This is a genomic window from Mucilaginibacter puniceus (genome assembly GCF_054783175.1).
Window position 1 is genome coordinate 402,384 of the sequence record NZ_BAAGRB010000001.1, and the last position, 24,364, is coordinate 426,747.

19 protein-coding genes, 1 tRNA gene and 1 riboswitch are annotated in these 24,364 nt (G+C 40.6%); of the genes, 6 read left to right on the forward strand and 14 right to left on the reverse strand.

The features are described 5' to 3' along the window. Positions 1 to 3: 3 nt before the first annotated feature. The 4 genes from ACYVJ6_RS01850 to ACYVJ6_RS01865 form a co-directional block, all read right to left on the reverse strand. Positions 4 to 1,623 carry an ATP-dependent DNA ligase gene (locus ACYVJ6_RS01850; protein ID WP_460692325.1) on the reverse strand — a complete coding sequence of 540 codons (1,620 nt, stop codon included), beginning with the start codon at positions 1,621 to 1,623 and terminating at the stop codon, positions 4 to 6. Beyond that, positions 1,620 to 2,663 carry a ligase-associated DNA damage response exonuclease gene (locus ACYVJ6_RS01855; RefSeq protein WP_460692326.1) on the reverse strand — a complete coding sequence of 348 codons (1,044 nt, stop codon included), beginning with the start codon at positions 2,661 to 2,663 and terminating at the stop codon, positions 1,620 to 1,622. Before ACYVJ6_RS01855 ends, ACYVJ6_RS01850 begins: the two co-directional genes overlap by 4 nt. An 87-nt stretch (positions 2,664 to 2,750) precedes the next feature. Beyond that, positions 2,751 to 4,928, reverse strand: a complete 2,178-nt coding sequence (locus tag ACYVJ6_RS01860; protein ID WP_460692327.1) for a carboxy terminal-processing peptidase — start codon at positions 4,926 to 4,928, stop codon at positions 2,751 to 2,753. A 151-nt stretch (positions 4,929 to 5,079) separates the two neighbouring features. Further along, positions 5,080 to 5,706 carry a hypothetical protein gene (locus tag ACYVJ6_RS01865; protein WP_460692328.1) on the reverse strand — a complete coding sequence of 209 codons (627 nt, stop codon included), beginning with the start codon at positions 5,704 to 5,706 and terminating at the stop codon, positions 5,080 to 5,082. 720 nt (positions 5,707 to 6,426) lie between these two features. Between ACYVJ6_RS01865 and ACYVJ6_RS01870 the strand changes: the two genes are divergently transcribed. Further along, positions 6,427 to 7,014 carry an REP-associated tyrosine transposase gene (locus ACYVJ6_RS01870; RefSeq protein ID WP_460692329.1) on the forward strand — a complete coding sequence of 196 codons (588 nt, stop codon included), beginning with the start codon at positions 6,427 to 6,429 and terminating at the stop codon, positions 7,012 to 7,014. Positions 7,015 to 7,159: 145 nt separating this feature from the next. Here ACYVJ6_RS01870 and ACYVJ6_RS01875 read toward each other — a convergent pair whose 3' ends face one another. From ACYVJ6_RS01875 to murQ, 5 genes are all read right to left on the reverse strand, one after another. Further along, on the reverse strand, positions 7,160 to 9,724 hold the full coding sequence (locus tag ACYVJ6_RS01875) for a hypothetical protein (RefSeq protein ID WP_460692330.1): 2,565 nt from the start codon (positions 9,722 to 9,724) through the stop codon (positions 7,160 to 7,162). 181 nt (positions 9,725 to 9,905) lie between these two features. After that, positions 9,906 to 13,592 (reverse strand): methionine synthase, encoded by a 3,687-nt coding sequence (metH, locus tag ACYVJ6_RS01880; protein ID WP_460692331.1) that lies wholly within the window; start codon positions 13,590 to 13,592, stop codon positions 9,906 to 9,908. Between the two features lie 130 nt (positions 13,593 to 13,722). Then, positions 13,723 to 13,835, reverse strand: a riboswitch (SAM riboswitch). Between the two features lie 121 nt (positions 13,836 to 13,956). Then, positions 13,957 to 14,691, reverse strand: a complete 735-nt coding sequence (locus ACYVJ6_RS01885) for a Bax inhibitor-1/YccA family protein (RefSeq protein WP_460692332.1) — start codon at positions 14,689 to 14,691, stop codon at positions 13,957 to 13,959. Between the two features lie 118 nt (positions 14,692 to 14,809). Continuing rightward, entirely contained in the window at positions 14,810 to 15,376 is a 567-nt protein-coding gene (locus ACYVJ6_RS01890) for a hypothetical protein (RefSeq protein WP_460692333.1), read from the reverse strand. A gap of 98 nt (positions 15,377 to 15,474) precedes the next feature. After that, positions 15,475 to 16,299, reverse strand: coding sequence for an N-acetylmuramic acid 6-phosphate etherase (murQ, locus tag ACYVJ6_RS01895; RefSeq protein ID WP_460692334.1), 825 nt, complete (start codon positions 16,297 to 16,299; stop codon positions 15,475 to 15,477). A gap of 110 nt (positions 16,300 to 16,409) precedes the next feature. Between murQ and ACYVJ6_RS01900 the strand changes: the two genes are divergently transcribed. Next, complete coding sequence (locus ACYVJ6_RS01900) at positions 16,410 to 18,005, forward strand: S41 family peptidase (RefSeq protein WP_460692335.1); 1,596 nt, start codon at positions 16,410 to 16,412, stop codon at positions 18,003 to 18,005. Positions 18,006 to 18,098: 93 nt separating this feature from the next. On the opposite strand, the gene der is transcribed toward ACYVJ6_RS01900, so the two are convergent. Further along, positions 18,099 to 19,400 (reverse strand): ribosome biogenesis GTPase Der, encoded by a 1,302-nt coding sequence (gene der, locus ACYVJ6_RS01905; RefSeq protein ID WP_460692336.1) that lies wholly within the window; start codon positions 19,398 to 19,400, stop codon positions 18,099 to 18,101. Between the two features lie 116 nt (positions 19,401 to 19,516). Continuing rightward, the gene (gene era / locus ACYVJ6_RS01910) at positions 19,517 to 20,392 is read right to left on the reverse strand and encodes a GTPase Era (protein WP_460692337.1); all 876 of its coding nucleotides are present in this window, start codon (positions 20,390 to 20,392) and stop codon (positions 19,517 to 19,519) included. Between the two features lie 147 nt (positions 20,393 to 20,539). On the opposite strand from era, the gene ACYVJ6_RS01915 reads away from it, so the two are divergent. Next, positions 20,540 to 20,616, forward strand: a tRNA-Met gene (locus ACYVJ6_RS01915). A 129-nt stretch (positions 20,617 to 20,745) separates the two neighbouring features. Then, positions 20,746 to 21,630 (forward strand): subclass B3 metallo-beta-lactamase, encoded by an 885-nt coding sequence (gene bla / locus ACYVJ6_RS01920; protein ID WP_460692338.1) that lies wholly within the window; start codon positions 20,746 to 20,748, stop codon positions 21,628 to 21,630. 150 nt (positions 21,631 to 21,780) lie between these two features. On the opposite strand, the gene ACYVJ6_RS01925 is transcribed toward bla, so the two are convergent. Continuing rightward, positions 21,781 to 22,260, reverse strand: a complete 480-nt coding sequence (locus ACYVJ6_RS01925) for a DUF4112 domain-containing protein (RefSeq protein ID WP_460692339.1) — start codon at positions 22,258 to 22,260, stop codon at positions 21,781 to 21,783. 182 nt (positions 22,261 to 22,442) lie between these two features. On the opposite strand from ACYVJ6_RS01925, the gene ACYVJ6_RS01930 reads away from it, so the two are divergent. Together ACYVJ6_RS01930 and ACYVJ6_RS01935 are read left to right on the forward strand one after the other, a co-directional pair. Then, positions 22,443 to 22,733 (forward strand): DUF6804 family protein, encoded by a 291-nt coding sequence (locus ACYVJ6_RS01930; RefSeq protein WP_460692340.1) that lies wholly within the window; start codon positions 22,443 to 22,445, stop codon positions 22,731 to 22,733. Between the two features lie 2 nt (positions 22,734 to 22,735). Then, on the forward strand, positions 22,736 to 22,981 hold the full coding sequence (locus ACYVJ6_RS01935) for a hypothetical protein (RefSeq protein ID WP_460692341.1): 246 nt from the start codon (positions 22,736 to 22,738) through the stop codon (positions 22,979 to 22,981). Between the two features lie 54 nt (positions 22,982 to 23,035). On the opposite strand, the gene ACYVJ6_RS01940 is transcribed toward ACYVJ6_RS01935, so the two are convergent. Both ACYVJ6_RS01940 and ACYVJ6_RS01945 read right to left on the reverse strand, forming a co-directional pair. Continuing rightward, complete coding sequence (locus ACYVJ6_RS01940; RefSeq protein ID WP_460692342.1) at positions 23,036 to 23,350, reverse strand: hypothetical protein; 315 nt, start codon at positions 23,348 to 23,350, stop codon at positions 23,036 to 23,038. A 137-nt stretch (positions 23,351 to 23,487) separates the two neighbouring features. Beyond that, positions 23,488 to 24,363 (reverse strand): macro domain-containing protein, encoded by an 876-nt coding sequence (locus tag ACYVJ6_RS01945; protein WP_460692343.1) that lies wholly within the window; start codon positions 24,361 to 24,363, stop codon positions 23,488 to 23,490. Between the last annotated feature and the right edge of the window lies 1 nt (position 24,364).

The window sequence follows — 24,364 nt, forward strand, 5'->3', positions numbered from 1 at the left end:
GACCTAATCTCCCAACAAAGCCTTTAAAGTTTCCAAAGTATCCGCTTCCTCTTTAGGCTTATCCTGCCGCCAGCGCAATATACGCGGGAAACGTAATGCAATACCCGATTTATGGCGTGTGGACCGATTTATACCTTCAAATCCTATCTCAAAAACCAGTTCCGGTTTTACGGTGCGTACCGGGCCAAACTTTTCAAGCGTATTGCGTTTTACAAAATTATCTACCTTATTTATTTCCTGGTCGGTTAGGCCCGAGTAGGCTTTGGCAAATGGTACCAGTTTGTCACCATCCCAAACGGCAAAAGTATAATCGGTATACAGGTCGGCGCGGCGGCCATGGCCCTTTTGGGCGTAGATCATCACCGCGTCTACCGATAGCGGGTCAATCTTCCATTTCCACCAATCGCCACGTTTGCGACCAACCTGGTAGGTGGCGCTTTTACGCTTTAGCATAATACCCTCTGCTATCATAGCGCGAGATTGCTCACGTACAGTAGCTAATTCATCCCAGCTGCTAAAGGTTATTAATGGCGATATGCGCAACAGTTCCGGATAAGGCGTTGCGGATTGTAATTCTTCTAATAGTACACGCCTTTCTGACTGTGTTTTGCTGCGGATATCCTCGCTATTATATTCCAGGCAATCGTAAGCAATAACTGCTACGGGGCTTTCTTCCAGTATTTTTTTACTTAGATTTTTTCTACCAATTCGGGTTTGCAAAATGTTAAATGGCATAGGAGATCCCTTTTGAAAGCTCAATAATTCGCCATCTATCACGGTACCATCCGGCAGGGCATTTAAAAATGGGTGCAACTCCGGAAACTTATCTGTAGCCAGATCCTCGCCGCGGCTCCATATAAATATTTTGCCATCGCGTTTGATCAGTTGCGCGCGTATGCCGTCCCATTTCCATTCGGCCTGCCATTCGGCTGCATCACCTAATGAGGTTTTTAATTCATCTGCTGATTTTTGCTTTTCGGATGTTTCTTGTATCGGGTAAGCTAAAAAGAAGGGGTAAGGGCGCGATACATCATCAGATGCGCCTTGCTCCTGTATCAACTGTTCGTAGGTATAGGTTTCGGGCAGCCAATTGCCCATAATACGGTGGGTAAGGGTTGGGGCATCCAAATTGGTAATATCCGCCAATGCTTTTATCACCAGGCTTTGTGATACACCCACACGAAAGCTGCCAGTGAGCAGTTTATTAAATACAAAGCGTTCCTGCGTATCCAGCATGGCCCATGAGTCTATCAGCCAAAGTTTGCGTTCTTCTTCGGTTTTGCTGCTTAGCATATTTAACTCGGCTATCCACTCGGTTAATGTTTTGCTGCTGCCGCCGGTAGTGTTTTGGGGCATTAACAAGGCGATGGTTTCGGCCAGATCACCAACTACATGGTAGCTTTCTTCAAATAACCATATAGGTATATTGGTTACCTCGGTTGCCCAGGTGCGTACTTGTGTGGCATTGATCACCCGCTTAGGTTTGCGCCCGGTAAACAGGGCCAGCATGTGCATTTTATCGGTATCTGGCACACTGGTAAAATACTCTTTTAATACCCTAACCTTTTCATTGGTTTTGTTGGTTTCGTCCAGCGAGAGGAAGAGTTGGGCAAATGCTCTCATATCGATTCCTCCGTATTAGTTACTGCTGTTTCTTCGGGGGCACCATCCGCTTCATCATTGCCATATAAAGTATGTACTTCGTGCGCATCAAAGCCAATCTCTTTTAGGTAGCGGGTAAATGTGGCGGTATAGCCATGCGTAAGGTAAACGCTTTCACATCCGGTTGCATCTATGGCACTTACTAGACCATCCCAATCAGCATGGTCTGACATGATGAATCCACGGTCTGCCGCACGTCTTCTTTTCGCTCCGCGGATAGCCATCCAACCTGAGCAATAGCCAAAGCTATAAGGATTAAACTTGCGCATCCAAGGTGTGCCGACGGATGATGGCGGTGCTATAATTATACCTTTACGGACTTCTTCTTTTGAAGTTTCGGGTGTAATTCTGGTGGTCGGGTTAAGTATTATGCCATTACGACGCAAAGCCTCGTTGGTGTTTTCAATTACGCCATGGGTATAAACTTTGCCGATGGATAAGTCCAGGTTTTGTAAAATGCGTTGCGCCTTACCTAACGAATAACCTACAATAACCGTAGCCAATCCGTTGCTCACATTGCTGCGCCACCAGTTATTTATCTCATCAAAAATTTGCACCTGTGGCTTCCATTGGTAAACCGGCATGCCAAACGTACACTCGGATATAAAGTGATGGCATTTTACCGGTTCAAATGGGGTTGATATACCATCATCTTCAGTTTTATAGTCGCCGGATACTACCCAAACTTCGCCCTGGTATTCTACCCGTATTTGTGCCGAACCAATTACATGTCCGGCAGGAAATAAAGAAATAGCTACGCCATTTTTTATAACGGTTTCACCATATGCTACCGTTTGCAGTTGTATATCGCCTAAGCGATACAATAATACCTCTTTGGATAAATGGTGGGCCAGGTAACGCTTATGCCCCCAGTAAGCATGATCTGAATGGGCGTGGGTTATTACCGCATCATCAACCGGTTTCCAGGGATCGATATAAAAATTGCCCTTTGCACAGTATATGCCCCTGTCGGTAAATTCAAGCAACGGTTGTTTAGCCATACTTAATAAACCGTTATAAAATGAATTGGTTTTAAATGCAAAAATCCCGGACTAAGCCGGGATTTTTTTGCTATATTAATTTAATATTTAAAACGAACGTTTAACAGGATTGTCCACTAAAGGCGCCTTTTCAATACGGGTATATTTATCACCCAAATTCATGTAATCTATCAATATTTGTCCTGCTTCAACCTTTAAAAAGTCAAGATCTTTTTTGGTCTTTACCTTTACATTTTTGGGCGGTACATCAAAACCAGAAGCTGCAAGTTTTAATTTTTCACGTTCAGAAGATTTTTTTTCATCTGCTTCGCGTTGTTTTTTTAGTTGTTGTTCGTTTAAGGTGACACTGGTTTCATTCTCGCTCTTTTTATAATCAGCAATATCCTGAAGCAAAAGTTTATAGTTGGTGCTTTCATTCATGCGTTGCTGATGCATTTTGGTTAGCTGAGGAATAGCCGCCGAAAGATCACCAACTTTTACAAAGTCGCTTTTTGGAATAACGTCATATGGCAAAGCTGATGGTTCCGTGTCCTCTCCATATTTATCCAAAGGTATAACTGATGGAAACTGGATATCAGGTATAACCCCTTTATGCTGGGTTGAGCCACCGTTAACGCGGTAAAATTTTGCTATGGTTAAGTTTAATTGACCATAAATACTTTCGCCATTACCTACTCTTACACTTGGGCCTCCACTTCCACCGCCTGCAATTGAAGCGATCTTGTCGACTAGTGAGCGTTGAACCACACGGTCCAGAGCAATAGGGCTTTGAACAGTGCCTTTGCCATAAGTTTGGGTACCAACCACAATACCACGGCCATAATCTTGTATGGCCCCGGCAAATATTTCGGATGCTGAAGCGCTAAAACGATCAGTTAATACAGCTAATGGGCCACTATAATAAACAGTAGGGTCGTCATCGGTATCAACTTCTATGCGCCCCCTGTCATCACGTACCTGCACAACCGGGCCTGATTTAATGAATAAGCCGGTCAATGAAATAGCTTCTGATAATGAGCCGCCTCCGTTTTCGCGCAGGTCAACTACAATGCCGTCTACATTTTCGCGCCTTAATGAATCTAATACCATTTTCATATCACGTGTTGTGCTATGATAATTAGCTTCACCTGCTCTTGAAGCGGCTATATCAGTATAAAAAGCAGGCACATTAATAATACCTATTTTATAGGTTTTGCCATTGCTGTTATAAGTACGGGTTTCCTTTTTTACTAACTGATCTTGCAATACAATTTTCTCGCGTATAATTTCAACTATGTTAGGTTTGTCTGCGGCAGTTTTATTTTGTGGTAAAAGTTTTAGTCGTACTAAAGTGCCTTTAGCACCACGTATTAATTTAATAGCATTATCAGTTCGCCAGCCTACAATATCTTGAAACTCTCCTTCTTTACCCTGTGCAACACCAATTATCCGGTCGCCAACATTAACCTGGTGGCTCTTATCAGCCGGACCTCCAGGTACTAAAGATAAAATACTTATATATTCATTTTTTGATGTCAAAGTTGCACCAATACCTTCCAACGCACGCGACATTTCAATGTTAAATTGTGCCGCGTTTGATGAATTCAGGTATGCAGTATGTGGGTCAATAGCCTCGGTAAATGCACTCATGAATAACTGAAATACATCATCATTTTGTGTCTGGTTGATCTGTTGTAAACGGGTTTGGTAGCGTTTGCTTAATGTTTCCTTGTTTTTAGCCATATCAGGAGTGGCCAGTTTTAAATTAAGCAATTCATACTTCACGCGTTTGGTCCAATCAGTATTTAACTCGTCAACCGTTTTTGACCAGGGTAAATTTTTACGGTCATAAGTAAAAGTTTCGTTCTTGGTAAAATCAAAAGCGTTATTTATTTGCGATACGGCATAATTTGTTCTTTCCAGTTGTCTTTTTTGAAAAACATTGAAAATGTAAAACACATTATTCAGGTTGCCATTTTTAATGTCATCATCTAAAGTGGTTTTGTATTTTTCAAAATCAGCAATATCTGATGCTAATAAATAATTGCGGTTTTCGTCCAGGCTTTTGATAAAACGATCGTAAATTACCACTGATAATGAATCATTAAGCGGAACTCTTTTATAGTTACTCGATAAAATTAAAGTGGCTACCGCTTTACAAGCGGTGCTTTGTTGTTCGGTAGGTACCAGGTTGGTTACGCCATCAACTAAAATGGGTTTTGACGGGGCAGCGCTGCAGGCAAGTGCGGCACCAAGTACCAACACAAAATAAAATCGCTTAAACATATTTTTAACTGTCTTTAAATCAGGGGTGAAAATAAACATCAATTTTGGGTATACAATAATCTACTAATGTAATAAAAACAACACGCAAAAAGCTTGCCTTATTGTTTAGAAATAATAATATTACAATAATATTTCATTGTTTAATGGTAAATTATTGTGCTTTTGCCTTTTTGTCTGCTTCGATAGCCGCGGCGTATTTTACCTCGGTTTTTGCAAAAGATGCGCTACCGTTTTTTAACTCTATCTCGCGGGTCAATTTCTCAATTTCAGCCAGGTCGGTACTCATGCCTTTTAAACTGGCCAGGTCATGTGCTTCCTTCAGGTCGGTGCGTGCTAAAGCCAATTCGCCTATGGCGGCTTTAATGGTAGCCAGGTCCAATAAGTTAGTTATGGTTAATTGATCGTTGCTTTCGCGTTTGGATATGGCGTTGCTTTGCAATAAAAACCATTGAGCTTCTGAGAAGCGTTTGGCTACCGTGTATAATTTAGCCAGCGTATTAAAATCAGTACTGGCTGTAGTATATTGCCTGTAACGCATATGGTGCTTGGCCTCTTTAAGTAATAAGGCTTCGGCTATATCAAGCGAGTAGGCGCGCTGGTTTAATACAGCCGCTACAACATTAGGCAAATATACTTTGGTAGCTGCCGAAATAGTGGTAGCTGATGTATGATTAGCCTCATCTAATTGCGGATAGCGTGTTTTATTCTTTTTTTGCCAAAACTGGGCAGATGCTGTAATACTTAAGGTACAAAAAGCAAGTAATAGTATAAATCTCATTTAATGTATTTACGGTAAAGTTAATTTAGTAGCAAATGTAAATATATGTTTTTGAAGTATATGTATCAAATTGGATGGGCTTAACACGCATAATGAACGTAATAAGTTGCTGAATAATATACAACGCGGAAAATACTACACTCATGTTGTTAAACATGGTTTACACAACTTAACACATTTTTGATAATTTTTTACGTAAAATATTGATAATTAATTAGTTATAAAAATTACACCCTAAAAAGTGTAAACCATGATTTTGATTGGTAGGATATATGAAGTAATACGTTGATTTTAAGGTGCTTGTTGGTAACAACAACAGGGGCAATGGGCATAAGTAGCCTTGCCCACATGCCGCCCGACATACTTGCGCCAGCGAGGGGAGTATTGCGACGCTACGTAGGTTTGGCTAAAGCCGTGCCTGTTTAATTTTTTATTCCGCCCCATAAATGGGACGGCAATGAATTGATGCAGCAATTGGAATGGATGTGATTAACATAGCAAAAATTAAAACTTATTGCCGTTGGTTTTAACCAACGGACCATAAGCATAACATTGAGTGGCTTTAGCCAAATTAATAGTAGGCACAAGTAGCATTTACCCACATGCCCGCCCCATATACTTGCGCCAACGGGGGGTAGTCGCCAAACGGGGGGGTAGTCCCCGCAGGGTCTCTCGTAGAGGACCCTGCGGAGTAATCGAAACGAAGTTATATATTTATGCATGATCAGAACCCGTCACGATTTAACCTGTAAAATTTGGTTTATAACCTTTACTTGTTATAAGTGGTTACCCTTGTTTGAAAAAACCGGTTCGTATAGTTTAGTATATAACTGGCTCAACCTCATAAATGAGCAATATCAAATCGAAACGATTGCCTTTGTTATCATGCCCAATCATGTTCACTTGATTTTACAACTTCCGGAATCGGTTAATAATTTAAATACCATTATAAGTAACGGCAAGCGGTTTATGGCGTATGCGTTAGTCAAAAAACTAACGGCGCAAAAAGAACAATCCATTTTACATTTGCTTGCAAGCGGATGTTCAGACAAAGAAAAGGCCAAGGGACAAAGGCATAAAGTTTTTGAGCCTTCCTTTGATGCTAAGCCGATTTACACTGTTGAGTTTCTAAATCAAAAGTTAGATTATATCCATCATAATCCCGTAACGGGCAAATGGAATTTATGTATGCAGTTTACCGATTACCCACATAGTAGTGCTGCATTTTACTATGATAATAAACCCCACTTGTTTATTAATATCACAAATTATAGTGAAGTCTTCGGTGCATCGCAGGGTCCTCTATGAGAGACCCTGCGGGGACGGGAAAGCATAACATTGAGTGGCTTTAGCCAAATTATAGTAGGCACAAGTAGCCTTGCGCACATGCCCGCCCGACATACTTGCGCCAACGGAGGAGATATATTAGTCTATTTATTATTGATTATATTAATTAGTTTCCAAAGTTTTCGAGATTTGATTTATAAACTTTAATAGCCTTTTTGTCAGCAATCTTAAAATCGAATATCTGATGTATATGGACTATCATAGAAGCCATTAGTTCATGTATAGATAAGTTTTCACCATCCTGTTCTTGACGTTCAGCTATCATTTGATTAGCCTGATCTAAAGTGATTTCATTTATTTCGATTTTTAAATTCTTATTGTAGTTGTTTTCCTCTTGCCTTTGCTGCATTAGTAAAGCTTGAGGTAGCGATACTACCGCTACCAACTTATTAAAATCAAAACTTCTTAGAACTACAATAGGTATTTCATTATCATAAAATCCAGCGATTTCAAATGGGTACGGATTATTATGGTTTACAGAAGAACTATACCTACCTGTAGCAGATAAAGCAAGTTCATTTGCATAAAATAGCCCCATATCAATGATTATTAGATTTGCCTTATGTCCATTAGTACTAAGTTCTTGAATGCCCTTTTCAAAAATTTTGTCAAGGCTTGTTTCAGTACTTTCCTTAGCTATTTCTTTGATAACTTCCGCAAATCGACTATCAACCCCCCTATTCACAGATTTCCCCCATTCTATTCCATAAATGAATTGATACAGCTCCCCATCAACAAACATTGTCCTACCTTTATTCATTTTTATATTAGGACCAGTATCTTTCAAAATTGTCTCAGGATTCGTTTCTACAGCACCAAAATGTTCAAATATTTTTGAGAGATCCCTCGTTGCTTCCCATTGTTGGGCAATTAAGTGTCTAAATGCTGAAACTTTTGTATCGGATAACGCTGTCGCAGCTAGACGCTGAGAAAAGTCATTTTCAATATTTTCGTCTACACGGTCAATATTTGCTAAAACATTGTCAATCCTAACTAAAAACGACTCATTATCCCAGTCAAAAAAGTGTGGCCATGCTCCAGGATTTAAACGTACTCTTTGCAAATTTGTCTTTACGCGATTAAGCAAGTATTTTAAATTCTGAAAATCGCTGACAGCATGATGGCTGAGATTTATTTCTGGGTGTTTCAATAAAGTTATGGCAAATCCAACCCCGAACATATCCAAGGCAGTTGCCACTGTATAAACTTTGCCGTCTAGTCGTTCTTCTCCATGCCAAATCCATTCTTCCCATCCCCAACGTTCATCTTCTCTGATAAATATGTCAACTATAACTTGAAGTGATTCGTTATAGTCGATTTGTGTATCTAAGGTAGTTAAGACTTCCTTTAAGTGAGGGAATTCCGCCGATTGTAAATTGCCATTAAATTGTTGAAACAATAACCAATAGAGATTACCTATCACAATTAAGTTAGTGTCATTTATAGCCTTTTTTAAAATCAGATAGTTGGCGTATTCATTCTGACCAAATCCAGTATCTACTGGTTGTTGCCTTGCAAGATTATTAGCGATAATATTGGTATTTCTGCGATAATGCTTTAATTTAAAAGTTTCACGTATTTGCGAAACCCTATTGGTAACGATTAGTAATGTTTTTAAATCACCATTCTGAGCAACATGCTTTATTAGTTCACTAATTTCAATATAAATACTAATCAAATTCTCAAAACTGGCACCGGTTTTAAGATGCTCATTTTCCATAGCCATGTATACACTTTTTTGTGCTATTTCTTTAAGCCGTAAAGCAAAAGCGTCTGCGATCGCTGTTCTGGCACTCGTGTCTTTTTCTGCCATACGGTATGCCAATAAAGGAACACGATCTATATTACTAAAAGCAAAAGTCATTTTACCCTCGATTTTAATGGTTAGATGTGTACGCCAAAATTCAATAAATGCGCCAAACATAACGTTTGAGGTACCACGCATGCTGGCTAATGTCCAACGCGCTAAACTTTTATTAAAATCTGTTATATAATTCGAAGAAGGATTTAGGGTTAAGGTGTGCGCAAAAGACTTTAAGTACTTTAAAACTATAATTGTGTCATCTTTCCGGATAGCATCAGCAATTTCAGAGTAAACTTCTTTACTTTTTTGACGAAGACTTTGAGCATCAAAAGTAGGATTTCCTTTTTTTTCTTTATTGAGCTGCCCATAAATATCAATAATAAAATCGTCGGTGATATATGTATAATCGAGGTATCTGAAGCAACGAAATAATGTGAATAATAATCCAGCTACTAAGACTATTAAGTTATAAGAAAGACAAACTAGTAACCGAATGATATTGTAGGAACTAAAAGTGTCAGAAACAAGCTGTATGATAACTAATAAGATAATATTGATTAAAGACCAATAGACAAGCGGGATTATATAGCTATTTTGAAAAACCATTTCAATAATTGTTATTTTTCTGTTTGAAACCTGTAATATGGCAAACAAAATAGCTGATATAGCTAGTACGGTGCTTGGAATAGCAATGAAACCAGTTAATATATTCGATAAAATTCTATTCTGTGCATCTGGTTGATAATCAAAAAACTCGAAACATTGTGGCGTAAAAAAGCCAGCGAGTATCAAAATAACAAACAGTGGAATTAAGAAGATATAAGAGTGTTTGGATTTAATAAGTTCCTTAAAGGTTAGGTCTTTCATTTTGTTTAACACTTGTGTGTCAAACAAATATACTAAAGGTTCACATACAAAATGTTCTTAACAATTCAGCTTTCAGTAAAATAAGAAACACGCGTGCCATAGAATCTTATAAACAAAATAGCCGCCCTGAAATTCAGCGCGGCTATTAACTTTATACTCCCCCTTTAGGGGGTTGGAGGTCTTAATAATTCAAATTCGGCCCTAACCACCTTTCAGCAGTTTCAACCGACATGTTTTTACGTTTGGCGTAATCTTCTATCTGGTCCTTGCTTATTTTATTCAAACCAAAATAGCGCGATTGCTTGTGCGCAAAGTAAAAGCCACTAACGGATGCGGCAGGCATCATGGCCAGGCTTTCGGTAAGGTGCATGTGCGCGTTATCCTCTGCTTTTAATAGGTTAAACAAAGTTGTCTTTTCGGTATGTTCCGGGCAGGCAGGGTAGCCCGGTGCCGGGCGTATACCATCGTATTCTTCTTTAACCAGTTCTTCAACAGTTAGGTGCTCCTCTTGTGCATAACCCCAGTATTCTTTACGTACCAGTTCGTGCATTTTTTCGGCAAAAGCCTCGGCTAACCTATCCGCAATGGCTTTGGCCATAATGCTGTTATAGTCGTCATGATCTTTTTCAAACTCGGCAACCAATTCATCGCAACCAATACCGGTTGTAACGGCAAACCCGCCAAAGTAATCGGCCACGCCGCTTTCTTTTGGCGCTATAAAATCTGACAAGGCATAATAAGGCTCACCTTTTACTTTTTCTGATTGCTGGCGAAGGGTATGTATACGGCTCAGTACCTGCGTACGGGTTTCATCGGTATACAATTCAATATCATCACCAACCGCGTTAGCCGGCCAAAAACCGATTACGCCGTTTGCCTGTAGCAAATTCTCTTTAACCACTTTATTTAATAATGCCTGGGCATCATCAAACAGCTTTTTAGCCTCAACACCCACAAACTTATCATCAAATATTTTTGGATAGCTGCCACGCAACTCCCAGGTATGGAAGAAAGGTGTCCAGTCGATATAAGGCACTAAATCTGCCAGCGGATAGGCCGAAAATACTTTAGTGCCTGTAAATGCAGGCTTTGGTGCTACCTGTGTTAAATCAATCTGGAATTTTTGCGCACGCGCTTCTTCCAGCGTTACATAACGCTTATCTGATTTTTTGTTGGCGTGCGCTTCGGCTGCTTTTGCATACTCGTCTTTAATGCCTTGTATGTAGGCATCACGGGTATCGCGGTTCATCAGGTTACTGCAGACGGTAACACTACGCGATGCATCCAGCACGTGTATAGCCGCCCCCGAATAATTTGGCGCAACTTTTACCGCTGCGTGAATACGCGAAGTAGTAGCACCACCAATCAATAACGGAATAGTAAAGCCTTCGCGCTCCATCTCTTTAGCAAAATGCACCATCTCATCTAATGATGGGGTGATCAATCCGCTTAAGCCAATGATATCTACGTTTTGTTTTTTAGCTTCTTCAATAATACGCTGTGCAGGCACCATCACCCCAAGGTCAATCACCTCGAAGTTATTACACGCCAATACCACGCCTACAATGTTTTTACCGATATCGTGCACATCACCTTTTACGGTGGCCATTAATACCTTACCGGCATTGGCACGGCTATTACTGCTGTCTTCGCCTGCATCAATAACGCGTTGTTTTTCCAGCTCGATAAATGGCAATAAATAAGCTACGGCCTTTTTCATTACACGGGCAGATTTTACTACCTGTGGTAAAAACATTTTACCCGCGCCAAACAAGTCGCCCACTACGTTCATGCCGTCCATTAGCGGGCCCTCAATAACCTCTAATGGTTTAGCATAGGCCTGCCTGGCTTCCTCCACATCATCATCCAGGTATTCAACAATACCCTTTACCAGCGCGTGCGATAAACGCTCGGCAACAGGCGCTTTGCGCCATTCTTCATCGCGCACTACCTCTTTGCCCTTGCTTTTTATATTGTCGGCAAATTCAACCAGGCGTTCCGTAGCATCATCACGGCGGTTAAGCAGTACATCTTCTACCAGTTCTAATAATTCTTTGTCAATCTCTTCGTAAACCTCCAGCATACCGGCGTTAACAATACCCATATCCATACCGGCTTTAATAGCATGGTAAAGGAAGGCCGAGTGCATAGCCTCGCGCACCACGTTGTTACCCCTAAAGGAGAACGATATATTACTTACCCCACCGCTAACCTTGGCTAATGGCAGGTTTTGTTTTATCCAGCGGGTAGCTTCAATAAAATCTACCGCGTAGTTATTATGCTCTTCAAGCCCGGTGGCTACGGTTAATATGTTAGGGTCAAAGATGATGTCCTGCGGCGGGAAACCCACCTCATTAACCAAAATATTGTATGAACGCTGGCATATCTCTTTACGGCGCTCTAACGAGTCGGCCTGGCCTGTCTCGTCAAATGCCATTACTACGGTAGCGGCACCATAGCTCATGATCTTACGGGCGTATTCCTTAAACTTCTCTTCGCCTTCTTTTAGCGAGATAGAGTTTACTATACCTTTACCTTGTATACATTTTAACCCCGCCTCAATAACCGTCCATTTAGACGAATCGATCATGATAGGCAATTTGGATATATCAGGCTCAGAAGCAATTAGGTTTAAAAACTTCACCATCACCGCTTCCGAATCGATCATACCCTCATCCATGTTGATGTCGATCACCTGCGCGCCACCTTCTACCTGTTGGGCAGCAACTGAAAGTGCTTCTTCGTAATTCTCCGCCAATATCAGCTTGGAGAACTTTGGAGAGCCTGTAATGTTGGTGCGCTCGCCCACGTTCACAAAAATACTTTCGGGGGTTATGGTAACTGCTTCCAGGCCACTTAACCTCATGTGCGGCTCAGTTACCGGCACCAATCTCGGTGAGTATTTTGCGGCTTTATCGGCAATGCATTTGATATGCTCGGGTGTAGTACCGCAGCATCCGCCTACAATGTTTACAAAACCACTTGCCATAAAATCCTCAACCAAATGCGCGGTTTCGTGGGCGGTTTCGTCATACTGGCCAAACTCATTAGGTAACCCTGCATTTGGATAAGCCGAAATATAGCAAGCCGCTTTTTCAGAAAGCTCCTCAATATGCGGCCTCATTTCCTTAGCCCCTAAAGCACAGTTTAACCCGATACTTAACGGGTCGGCATGACGCAATGAGTTATAAAATGCCTCAACAGTTTGGCCGGATAGTGTACGACCTGATGCATCGGTAATTGTACCCGATATCATGATCTCTATCTTGCGGCCAATTTCTGCTTCGTATCGTTTTACGGCAAATATCCCTGCTTTGGTAATCAGGGTATCGGTTATGGTTTCAAATAAAAGCACATCGGCACCACCATCTACCAAACCACGCACCTGCTCGTAAAATGCTTCTTCCAGTTCATCAAACGTTACTGCACGGTAGCCCGGGTCATTCACATCCGGCGACATAGAAGCCATTTTGGTTGTAGGGCCCAAAGCACCTGCAACAAAACGCGGTTTATCAGGATTTTTAGCCGTATACTCCGCGGCTACTTCTTTGGCAATACGGGCGCCTTCAAAACTCATTTCGTACGACAGGTCCTCCATGCCATAATCGGCCATAGAAATACGTTGCGTACTGAAAGTGTTGGTTTCAATGATATCCGCACCTGCTTCCAGGTATTCGGCGTGTATAGCCTTAATAATATCCGGGCGGGTAATGTTTAACAAGTCATTATTACCCTTTATATCACTGGGATGATCTTTAAAGCGTTCGCCCCTAAAATCCTCTTCGGTAAGGCCATAACGCTGTATCATGGTACCCATTGCACCATCAATTACCAGAATGCGTTTTTGTAGTTCTTGTCTAATATCCATTTTGTCAGTTAGCAGTTAGCAGCGGGCAGTTTTCAGTGGCAGCGGGTCAATAAAAATGACAGCGGGCTGCAAACTCAAAACTGCAAACTGAAAGTGGCTTATTTCGAAAAGTCGGGTATTTGTTGACTTTCACTTATCTGTCTCAAATCTTCTTTTGACGTGAGTAGAATTTAGCACCTTGTTGAAGGTAACAGGTTGCTAAGACATCGCAGGGTCTAATCCCTCCGTCTTTCTCTATAAGCAGTGCAAAGATGCTTAATAAAGTTGTAAAGTGCAATAGATTTGTTACTCCGAAATCTGTTATGATTGTAATTTTTGATGGTATAAAAAAAGCCGCCTGTTTGAGGCGGCTTTTTAGGATTTCTTAATTATTTCTTCGGCCAAATACTCTTAGCAGCATCAGGAACAGGTTGATAAAATCAAGGTATAAAGTTAATGCACCCATTATGGCCATTTTTTTGGCTGATGCATCACCATACTCCAAACCTGCGCCAATGCGTTTTAGCTTTTGTACATCATAAGCGGTTAGGCCTACAAATACTGCTACACCAATGTAGCTAATGATCATATCCAAACCACTGCTGCGTAAAAACATATTTACCAGGCTGGCTATAACAATACCTATTAAAAACATAATTAGTATAGAACCAAACTTGGTTAGATCCTGTTGCGTAGTGTAACCGGCAACTGCCATCACCCCAAACAATACCGATGTGGTTATAAACACACCCAATACCGAACTTGCTGTATAGGCCAGTAAAATGTAGCTTAAACTCATGCCCATAACTATTGCAAAAGCAATAAATGCTATTAGCAGCACACCATAGGATAATCGGTTAAAACCGAAAGAAATCAATAAAACAAAAGCCAGGGGTGCAAACATTACTATAGTACCCAGGCCTGTATTTCCGCCTGTTTCCGGGTCGCGAAGCATAGATAGCAAAGTTGTGTCGGTTGCAAAGTAGAAGGCGCATAACGCTGAAAGACCCAGAGCCACAAACATCCATAAAAAAACGTTTGCTATGAATTTTTTTGATGAGTCAGCTTCATTAATTTGTATTACGTTTTCGTAAACGTAGTCAGTTGATCTATTTTCCATTTTTTATAAATTATTATACGAATATATAGTAAAGATTAGTAATTGAAGATTAAAGATTAGTGGAATTGAAATTGTTTACACGCTTTAACTAATCTTTAATAACCAATCTTTAATCTTTTTAATTCAGTCTCTTGGTCAACTGCTCCTCCACATTTTTATAAAGTTGCAAAGGCTTTAACGATCGCCAGTTCAATTCGTCCAGCTGACCGCCAAAGTTGATGTAGTAGTCGATGTTATTTCGTTTAAACTCCTCTATCACATGCTCGCGGAAGTTGACACCCGCTATCCAGCCATCCTCTACATCCTCAAACCATTCTTCGTAATAACTATCATCTGATGAATGAAAGTTCAAAACATTTTCGCCGATAAGGATAAAGTGGTTAATGCCGTTATCCATCATCAGCTCTAATATCTCGCGCTTCATCAACATGATGTCATTATTTATGGCGTCGTTCCACTCGCCAATAAACTCTATTATAGCATATGAACGTTCATAATCGGCAAATAATACTTTCATGTACAAAGTATTTGAGCCGAAAGAATCCCATTGCGGGTGTAACAGGTAATTATATATCTGCTTATCAAACTCAAATTCATTATACTGCGTAGCGTAAAAAGGCGAATACTCATCTTCGGCTGCTATGTAGTCATCCCTCCATTTATAATATGGCTCTATTTCGTGCATTTAGCCCCGGCCCCCTCTAAATCTCCCCCGGTAGGGGAGACTTTTTGTTTTTATTGTTAAAAAAAGTCTCATTGTGAATTATATATTTAAAGCCCTCCCTACCGGGGAGGGTTTGGGTGGGGCTTATAATTTTCAACTGCTTTTCTCACACTACCGTATTCTTTTAATAAGTCAGCAGCGGTTTCTTCATCTACTCCTGTTTCGCTCATGATCATTCGGGTACCGCGGTCAACCAGTTTATTGTTGGTTAACTGCATATCCACCATTTTATTCCCTTTTACCCTGCCTAATTGTATCATAACCGATGTGCTTAGCATATTTAACACCAGCTTTTGCGCGGTGCCGGCTTTCATGCGGGTGCTGCCTGTAACAAACTCGGGGCCGGTAACTACTTCAACGGGGTAATTGGCCTCGGCAGCAACAGGGCTACCACTATTGCAAACAACGCAACCCGTTGCTATTTTATTTTGGTTAGCAGCCTTTAATCCACCAATAACATACGGCGTTGTGCCCGATGCGGCAATACCTACCACTACGTCTTTTTCATTTATATTAAACTCCTGCAGATCTTTCCAGGCCTGGTTAATATCATCTTCGGCAAACTCCACTGCTTTGCGTATGGCACCATCGCCACCGGCAATAATACCCACCACCCAATCAAACGGAACGCCAAACGTTGGGGGGCACTCTGAAGCGTCCACCACGCCTAAACGGCCACTGGTACCCGCACCTATATAAAACAGGCGGCCACCGGCTTTCATCCGGGCAGTTATAACTGCAGCTAACTGCTCAATTTGGGGCAAAGCTTTTTCAACCGCAAGGGGTACAGTTTTATCTTCATTGTTAATGCTTTGAAGTATTTCGCCCATGCTCATGTGCTCCAGGTTGTTATAGTGCGAGTCCCTTTCGGTTGTAGTTTGCATTGAATTGGATTTGATTTGACAAAATTCGGTAAAATTTCCTGAATTGGTATGATTATTAGGCTTACTAAATAATCTGCAATGCCAACAATTACGTAACTTTGTATACTACAATGAAAAGAACTGCAGCCATAATTTTCAGGTCAACTATATTAGTATTGGTGGGCATTGCTATTGGCCTGTTAATTAGCGATAACGTATACCAAAATCCCAAACTGGGCTTTTCATTTAGCGATAGGGATAAAGTATCAAAAACACTGCAGTTGGTACGTGATACCTATGTAGATTCGGTTGATGCGGATAGTATAGAAGGTATTACCGTTAACAACCTATTGCAAAATTTAGATCCTCATTCACTTTATTTACCACCAAGACAAGCCACCAGAATCAATGAAGGGCTTGATGGAGGCTACAATGGATTTGGCATAAGTTATATTTTGCTGCGCGATACTTTGTTTATCACCCAGGTTTATCCCGATGGCCCGGCAGCAAAGGCTGGCTTAACTGTTGGCGATAAAGTTATCACTATAGCTAATCAAAACTTCTCGGGTACCAACCTTACTATTGATAAAGTTGAGCAAGCATTTAGAGATAAAAAAAGCGATATGCTACAACTTACCGCACTATCTGTCGGTAAAAAAACCGAACAGCCTTTTACGCTTAAACGCGAACGTATTGAATTAAGCAGTTTAGATGCCGCTTACCTAATTGCTCCTTTAACCGGTTATATTAAGATCAGCAAATTTGCATCAGCCACTGATATTGATTTTCGTAACGCGTTAGCCAGGCTTAAAAAGCAGGGCATGCAAAAACTGATATTAGATATTCGGGGTAACGGTGGGGGATATTTAAATACGGCTACTGCCTTGGCCGATGAATTTTTAACCAAAGGTAAATTAATAGTTTACACCAAAGGACAGCACGAGCCACGTACCGATTATTTCGCTACTGATTCGGGTAATTTTGAGCAGGGTAATTTAGCCGTGCTTATTGATGAAAATTCGGCTTCGGCAAGCGAGATATTGGCAGGAGCTTTACAAGATCTTGATCGCGCTACTATTATTGGCCGCCGATCTTTTGGTAAAGGTTTGGTGCAGCAGCAATTTCCATTTGGTGACGGCTCCGCAATTAATTTAACAGTGTCCAGGTATTATACGCCATCCGGCAGATCCATACAAAAATCATATAAAGGCGGCACGGACGTTTACCATAACGAACTGGCCGACCGGATGCGTAAAGGCGAGCTGTTCTCTGAACAAAGCAATTATAACGACACTTTATTTAGCAGGCAATCAACTTACCGTACACGTAAAGGGCGCAAGGTTTTTAGTGGTGGGGGCATAATGCCTGATGTTTTTGTGCCGGCAGATACTACACAAAACACTTTGGTGGTAAGAGAGTTAATGGGACGACAATTATTTACCGCTTATGTGGTTGACAATATGCAGGGCCTGTTAAGTAATTATCCATCTGCTGATGCCTATTTAAAGCAATATGTAGTTAGTGATAAGGATTTTACTGATTTTATAAAATACGTTTCGCCAACCTTAGAGAGTAACGATCCACGAGAGATATTAATATCTGCACCCTATATCAAAACCCTGCTTAAGGCAAACGCGGCCCGTTTTAAATGGGGCGACGAAGCTTACGTAAAAGCCATTAATACTAATGATGTGGTTTTGAAAAAAGCTATTGAAGCGGTAAGATAAATGTGCAGATATGCAGATGCGAGGATGTGCAGATGCTAAGCACTAGATCAAATCATCTGCACATTTGCATATCCGCACATTTGCACATCAAATCTACTTCTGCCTAAACCAAACCTGTATAGGTGCCCCGCTAAAATCAAAATTTTCGCGCAGCTTATTTTCTATAAAGCGATAGTATGGTTCTTTAACATACTGCGGCAGATTACAAAAAAACGCGAACATGGGCGATGAACCGGCTATTTGCGTAATGTATTTAATTTTAACGTATTTACCTTTTAATGAAGGCGGTGGGTAATGCTCAATAATAGGCAGCATCACCTCGTTTAGTTTGGAGGTAGATATTTTACGCGCACGGTTATCATAAACCTGCCGGGCAACATCCAGCACTTTTAAAACACGCTGTTTTTCGGTAACTGAAGTGAAGACAATAGGCACATCGGTAAACGGTGCGGTTTTTTGCCTGATCATATCCTCAAAAACCTTAATGGTTTTATTATTTTTTTCGATCAGGTCCCACTTGTTTACTACTACCATGATGCCTTTTTTATTCTTTTCGGCCAAATGGAAAATATTGATGTCCTGCGATTCAATTCCCTCTACGGCATCAATCATCAGGATGATCACATCAGCTTCTTCAAGCGCTTTAATGGTACGCATGACCGAGTAAAATTCGATATTCTCCTTCACCTTGGTTTTTTTACGCATCCCGGCAGTATCTATCAGCATAAAATCATGCCCATACTGGTTGTAGTGGATGTGTATCGAGTCGCGGGTTGTGCCGGCTATTGGTGTAACTATATTACGGTCCTTACCAATTAATGAGTTGATGATGGATGATTTACCCACATTTGGCCTGCCCACAATGGCAAACTTAGGGCGGGTATTTTCTTCTAATACTTCATCCTCAAAATGTTTAACCACCTCATCCAGTAACTCGCCTGTTCCCGAGCCCGTCATGGATGATATGCTGTATATCTCGCCTAAACCTAAACTATAGAATACAGTAGCGTCAGACAGTTGCGCGTTATTATCCAGTTTGTTTACTACTACAAAAACCGGTTTTTTGCTGCGGCGCAGCAAAGATGCGATCTCATCGTCCAGGTCGGTTATACCGGTAGTAACATCTACCAAAAATAATATGACGCTGGCCTCTTCAATGGCAATAATAACCTGCTCGCGTATGGCGGCTTCAAACACATCGTGCGAGTTGGCTACATAACCACCGGTATCAATCAGGGTAAATTGGTGGTTCAACCACTCGGCAGTGCCGTAATGCCTGTCGCGGGTTACGCCGCTAAAATCGTCCACAATTGCTTTGCGGGTTTCGGTTAAACGGTTATATAAAGTGGATTTACCTACGTTGGGCCTGCCAACTATGGCTACTATGTTACTCATTTTTGATTTCAGATTTTAGATTTACGAGTTACGATTGCCCGTAACCTTAAATCAATGCAAATTTACAAACCCGACAAGCATAATCTAAAATCGTAATTCGTAAATCGTAATTCACTCTATTCGTACCCAAATTTTTTAAGGTAATTTTTTTTGCTGCGCCAGTCGGGTATTACTTTAACAAACATCTCCAGGAATACTTTCTTTTGAAAAAACTCTTCCATATCGCGGCGGGCGTAGGTGCCTACTATTTTCAGCATTTTACCGCCCTCGCCAATAATGATGTTTTTTTGCGAATCGCGCTCCACAATAATCTCGGCACTGATGCGGTGCAGCTTTTCGCCCTCCACAAACGCGGTTACAATAACCTCGGCGCTGTAGGGTATTTCTTTTTTGTATTGCTTTAATATTTGTGCCCGTATCATTTCCGACGCGAAGAAGCGGTCGTTCCTGTCGGTTAGTAAATCTTTATCATAATAAGCCGGATGCTCAGGCAGATGCTCAATTACAAAGTTCATCACCGATATGACGTTATGATCGTGCAGGGCCGATATGGCAAATACGGCAACCGGGTTCAGTTTTTCCTGCCAAAACTCAACCTTAGCTTTTACGGTTTCTTCGTCGCTTCTGTCTATCTTATTGATCAAAACCGCAACGGGAGCATTGCTGCCTGCCAGTTTTTTAAGCACATCGGTTTCGTCATACTCCTCGTAAATGTCGGTAACCAATAGTATCAGGTCGGCATCAACTATTGATCCATCCACCTGGTGCATCATGCGCTCATGCAGTTCATAATGCGGTTTGATAACGCCGGGAGTGTCCGAAAAAACTATCTGGTAATCATCCGTATTAACAATACCCAAAATACGGTGACGGGTGGTTTGGGCCTTAGGGGTGATGATAGACATTTTTTCGCCAACAAGCGCGTTCATCAACGTTGATTTACCCGCGTTTGGCTTACCTATTATGCTTACAAAACCTGCCTTATGACTCATTTAAAAATAATTAAAATATTATTTGGACTGCAAAGAAACGAATTATATCTTTGCAGTCCAATTTAAACGGAATGTAAAATGCATTTTTAGCTTAATTGGAACACATTTTGTAGTTATGAACAAAGTGTAATACCATTAAAAAAACAGTGCGGGATGGAGCAGTTGGTAGCTCGTCGGGCTCATAACCCGAAGGTCGTAGGTTCGAGTCCTGCTCCCGCTACCCAGAAAGTTAAAAGCCTCAAGTCGAAAGATTTGAGGCTTTTTTGTTTTGATAATTTGTAAGTTAGTGGTGCGGTGATAACACCGACCATAGGTTGAAATAAATCATACCTTTAAAAACAATTATTACCAACATGCCTAATTTTAAAATCATGGTTAAGATAGCCATAGTGGCTGTTAACTTTTTGTTTGTTAATTCATTTGTTAAGGCCCAAACGCTGGTGGCCCCGCCCCTTAATGATCCCAAATGGTATTACCCCTATGAGCCATTCCGTATTGCGGGTAATCTTTATTATGTAGGTAATTATGACCTGGCTTGCTATCTAATTACTACACCGCAGGGAAATATTTTGATAAATACAGGCCTGGCACCACAAACTGAAATGATACGTGAGCATATCGAAAAATTAGGCTTTAAGTTTAGTGATATTAAGATATTGTTAGCCACCCATGCCCATTGGGATCATGTTGCAGGCATGGCTGACATTAAAAAAGAAACCAATGCCAAAATTTGGATAAACGAACATGATGCCCCTGTATTGGCTGATGGTGGTGCATCCGACTATGTTTTTGGTAGTAAAGGGCCTACTTTTAAAGCAGTTAAAGCGGATGAAATATTACATGAGCACGATACCATAAAATTGGGTGGCATGAAAATAGTTGCTTTGCGTACTCCCGGGCATACCCTGGGTGCTACCAGCTATTTGTTTGATGTAAAGGATGATAAGCGCACTTACCGGGTTTTTATAGCCAATATGCCCACCATTTATGATGATGCCAATCCACATGGAATGGCTACTTATCCTAATATTGATAAAGACTATAAGTACACTTTTGATCTGTTAAAAAAGCAACAGTTTGATCTGTTTCTTTCCTCGCATGCGGCACAGTTTAAAATGCATAGTAAACGCAAACCCGGCGATGCTTATAACCCCGATGTTTTTATTGACCGTAAAGGATATGATGATGTTATAGATAATTTTTACCGGCTTTATCAACAAAAACTTGGGCAAAAATGAAAAACGACATGTACTAAAGAAAATCCAACCGCGTTAAAAACACCACTGCTAAGTCCAGATTATATAATGCACTTTGATGTAAAGGATGGCAAAGATATTTTGGTGTATACCGTTGGTAAACTATGTTGGTGGTAACACCGCCATAGGCTATCAAAAAAGCCCGAATAACCATTGCAGCGCCAGGTACGATACATAGATAGTAGCCGCCAGGAAAATTACCACTACTATTAATATGAAGGCAATAATACTTTTACCGCTGCCCTGGTGCTTACCCTCCTGGTAATGCTCTTTTAGCAGCTTAATGTTGCGGGTATTGGCTTTAAAATAAAAATCGGTGATGTTGCCCAGCAGGGGGATGGCACCAATAAGTGCATCCACGCAAATGTTAACCGTCATCAAAATCAATACTTTCCGGCTCACACCGCCGTTTTTTGCAATTACATACAACAGCGCTGCCGATACCGCAAAGCCCGAAACATCCCCGGCAAAGGGGATGAAATTCAAAATAGGATCTAACCCGAAGCGAAAATTTGTACCGGGGAAACGGAATTTGTCGTCCATAACGCGGGCTATCCGCTCAACCCATTTTAACTGCCCGGTTAGCGCTGTGTTTTTTGGTAATTGTTTCATTGCTATTATAGGAATGAAAAGCATACAGATTTGTTTTGTGAATTTTAGGCGTAAGCTTCGGCCAGAGGCTGATTGTTGGTGATTAACATCAATAAGGCGGAGTATTTCATACTTGAACATCTTTGTGATATGATATGCGTTATAATGATTAAAACCATATATTTATAATCTTATCCAATTTCATGAGACCTATTTTGCTACTTTGCACGCTGTTTTTATTAATGGCTTTTTTTAGCCTTCCAATAGGATATTACACCTTTTTGAGAATAGTCATTTGCATTGTATCTGTAATGGTAGTTTTAAAAGAATATAATGACGAACTTACAGGATGGGTTATCAGTTTTGGCTTATGCGCATTACTTTTTAACCCAATTATACCTGTGCATTTACAGGATAAGGCTGTATGGAATGTGATTGACTTCTGTGTCGCCGTATTATTCTTTGCAAAAGCATTATCAACTAAACCTGTATAAATATGAAAGCTCTTTTTCTAAGTTTCTATTCAATCTTTGCAGTAACCGCAATAATAACACACATTTGGACAGTGGTCATAGCATTTAGTGTGGGTGGTTTTTTTGCAGGAGTAATATGTCTCTTCTTGCCTTTTTTAAGTGAGTTGTATTGGATGTTTAAAATGTTTGGCGAAAACGATCTTTATGCTTGGATTGCGTTAATTCATTTAGTCCTTGCGATTCCGATGGGAATTTTTAAAAGCAACTAACACATTTGTGCCTTTGTTGGTGTTGTCAGGTGACTATATTCGTGTTAGACCAAACTATTTAAAAAAAATATCAGCCAGTTTAGTACCCAATACACCGAGAGCCGCCCCTGCTATTAACAAAAAGGCTTGAAACCATCTATCTGCTTGTTTTTCTTTTTGCCTACGTATGTGGTCAGCCATCAGCTCTTTCGCCCGCTCGTCTTTAAACGCTTGAAATTTAGTTTCCAAATATTGAAGCCTTTTGGTTTGGTCTCTTTGTAGGGCTAAAGATTCTTTTTCACGCACAATTCTTTGTTCGGACTCGAGAATTTCCTTTGCTTGTTTAGAATGTTGAGCAATTTGAGATTCTATACCATAAAACCTTTCCATACCATTACTTTTTTATAAAAGTATACAAATTAAGCAATATTCAACCACGAGTTGCAAACTCGCGGGAGCGGGGGCAATGTCGTTAATAACTGCAGGCCGTATACACTTATGCCTTAGCGGCGGGTCTGACTACAGAGTTACGGCAAGTAATGAAGAAGCAAATCCCTCACTTCAAATAAATTTAAACCAGATTTCTCAACATCTGCAGGATGAACGACTATTGTTAGTTTGTTTGAAAATATCTGATCTTCAGATGCAGCTATAAATGATTCGGCAATCACAGCAATAAGGTTCTTGCTTTTCATAGGAAGCCTACCTAAGCCAGATCCCATTACAGGGATAACAGTATCGAGTTTTTCACCCTTATCAATAACATAGTCCCACAGCCCTTCCAAAGCCTGCTTTACATACTTTAATTTAGTAACTGCGTTATTGCTTGCATTTAAGTCTGACATAGCAACCCAGTAAAAATATTGATCAACAAGCTTTATTTTGACTGTAGTGCCAAATGCATATTTTTTTATTTTGCCTGCCACCTTCTCGACAATTTTATGTGGAAGGCTTTTTATCTGTGCATCAATTTCAGCGTCAAGTTTTGCTAACTCGCCTGGAAAATAGCGTTGAGTGAATTGCCCTTGCAAACTATTTATTGATATAATCCCATTTGCTATGTCAGTATCAAATGTAGTGTTAGTACTAATTATTTTTTGCCCAGATATACTAAAAAGGTCGCCTATCCTTACCTCAATAGTGAGATCTTGGGTTGGATGCTTGTATTTAATTCTTCTAACGGGTCTTCTAGTAATTATAACAACCACTAAGCCTGTTAGAAAAAGGGGGATAAGCCAATATGTAGACAAACTATTTTTATCTAAGTAGTGAAAACTGTCAAGCACATCTACAAACATCCAAATTCCTCCAATGGAAGCAATAAAAGTTTTGAAAGTATCGGTGGACCATAGAGCGTATAACCAATATGATTTGGTTTTAAAAGAGCGGAAATAATAGTTCATT